Below are 1,705 nucleotides of genomic sequence, written 5' to 3'. Positions count from 1 at the left end.
GGCGGCCAGGCCGGGCTGCGGCAGGCGCTGCAGGTCCCCGGCAATCAGTTTGAGTAGAGCGTCCTTGAAGGTGGCTCCGCTGGTATTGCTGAGCGAGATCCAGCCGTCCAGGTCGATGGCGCCATCGTCCTTGTCGAGCAGCAGCACATAGTCGGCCGCCCAGGACATGCCACCGGTCAAGTAAGTGACCTCGACGTCCTGCCGACCTGGCTTCTCGGCCAACACCTTCCAGGCCAGGGTCGGCCGGGTGATCAGGCCTTCGGGCAGTTCGGGGAAGGAAAGCTCGCGGATGGTGGCCGCCTGGATGACCGACACCCCACCGTCCGGCAAGCGAAGGATGACATCCCCTCGCCCGCTCAGCAGCGTGCCGGTGTGGACCTTCCCGTCCTCCGTGACGACGGAAACCGTCTCATCCAGGTACTTCTCGAGCAGGGCCGCCGAGCCGACTAGGTCGAATTCATAGTTCTGCTCGAGCACAGCCGTCCCGCCTGGATCGCTCAGTGACTTGAACAACACGCTGGTCGGGTCGATCAACGCGGCGACGTCGCTGAAATCCAGGTCATTCATTCCCTTCTGGAAGGCAAACTGCCGTCGATCGCGGACCAGCGCCGTGCCCTGGTTGTAGATCGTCAGGGCCACGCCGCCCTCCGAGGCCTCGGCCGTCGGCGTCTGCGACGGTGTGCCTGGGGCGGGGACGAAGGTTGCCCAGGTGCAGGCTACGATCAGCAGGGCGGCCAGCGTCCACGGCAGCAGGCGACGAAACGGTTGATGACTCAGGGCAAACATGGCTCTCCTCCTCGTGCAATCTGCGGGAGAGACGCCAACCCGCCCGCCGAGGTTCCCGCCGACGCCGACCGGGCAGTGCATCTGGATCGGTTCGCTCTGATATACTGCCCCCGGTGGAGGGCTGAGTGATCTTCGGAATGGGATCCCGACGCGACGAAGAAGCCAGGGCGCGAGGCAGCGGCCGCCTGCCCCCCGGGCAGTCACTGACCCAGAAGTTCCCGGTGCTGCACTATGGACCAGTGCCACGGTTCGATCCGACCGCCTGGGACCTGCGCATCTGGGGAGAAGTGGAAGAGGAAAGGCGCCTGGACTGGCAGACCTTCCAGCAGTTGCCGCGCACCAAGCTGCACATGGACATTCACTGTGTGACGCGCTGGAGCAAGTTCGATTCGGATTGGGAAGGCGTTTCCCTGCGGACGTTGACCGATCAAGGCCTGCTCAAGCTGAAGCCGACAGCCAAGTTCCTGATGCAGCATTGCGAGTACGGTTTCACGGTCAACCTCCCGCTTGAGGTCGCTCTGGCCGACAACTTCTTAATGGCGACGTATTTCGACGGTGAGCTGCTGACCCCCGACCACGGGTACCCGCTACGAGGCGTGGTCGGCTCGATCCCCGGCAACGATCAACTCAAGGTCCCGTACTTCTGGAAAGGGGGCAAGTGGCTGCGCGGGCTGGAGTTCATGGCCAAGGATCGCCTGGGTTTCTGGGAGCAGGCCGGCTACCATAACGAGGCTGATGTCTGGAAGGAGCAGCGCACCGCCGGCTGGTGAATCGACCCTCCACCCCGCAGCGCCCGCCAGCAGCGGGCGCTGCGGGGTTCTCTCCCTCCTCACGCTTATAATCACTCAGGGTGGCATGTCCGACGGCGACGAGTGCCCAGCACCGGTCCGGCGCGCGGTCGACGAGCAGAAAGGCGATC

General features: G+C 64.5%; 2 protein-coding genes. One reads left to right on the top strand and one right to left on the bottom strand.

Annotated elements, in window-relative coordinates:
• On the bottom strand, nt 1–786 hold a 786-nt coding region (locus tag MUO23_08345), incomplete at its 3' end, for a hypothetical protein (GenBank protein ID MCJ7512965.1).
• Nucleotides 787–911: 125 nt separating this feature from the next.
• On the opposite strand from MUO23_08345, the gene MUO23_08340 reads away from it, so the two are divergent.
• The gene (locus MUO23_08340) at nt 912–1,556 is read left to right on the top strand and encodes a molybdopterin-dependent oxidoreductase (protein MCJ7512964.1); all 645 of its coding nucleotides are present in this window, start codon (nt 912–914) and stop codon (nt 1,554–1,556) included.
• Nucleotides 1,557–1,705: the final 149 nt, after the last annotated feature.

Source organism: Anaerolineales bacterium, from assembly GCA_022866145.1.
In the GTDB taxonomy this organism is placed as follows: domain Bacteria; phylum Chloroflexota; class Anaerolineae; order Anaerolineales; family E44-bin32; genus PFL42.
Note: the sequence above shows the minus strand (reverse complement) of the source record. Positions and strands in the feature narration are given on the sequence as shown.